The organism is Paraburkholderia sp. SIMBA_030, assembly GCF_046535245.1.
Taxonomy (GTDB): Bacteria; Pseudomonadota; Gammaproteobacteria; order Burkholderiales; family Burkholderiaceae; genus Paraburkholderia.
This window is the reverse complement of sequence record NZ_JAWRXB010000761.1, coordinates 1-264: the sequence shown is the minus strand read 5'-3', so window position 1 is coordinate 264 and position 264 is coordinate 1. Positions and strand designations below refer to the sequence as shown.

General features: G+C 68.2%; 1 protein-coding gene. It reads right to left on the bottom strand.

Annotated features, from left to right (window positions below; all coding sequences use genetic code 11):
* Positions 1-264 (bottom strand): SMP-30/gluconolactonase/LRE family protein (locus tag SB772_RS42015; protein WP_410838775.1); only part of this gene is annotated, 264 nt, incomplete at both ends.

Genomic DNA, 264 nt, shown 5'->3' with positions numbered 1-264 from the left:
GCCGGGCAGACCGCTTTCAACCGGCACGCGCAACACGAAGCGCGCGTTTTCCGGCGTGAAGCGATGCAGCCCGCCCTGCAATCCGCAGACAAAGCCGCCGTCCGCGTGCGGCAGCACGAAACCGGTTTGCGCGGGCGCCTCCCAACTGCTGCGCTCGCCGCTTTCGGGTACATAGCGATGCACGCGGCGTCGTTTGATATCGACGAAATACAGCGCGCGCTCGCGCTCCACCCACACGGGGCCTTCGCCGAGCAGCGCGCCCAC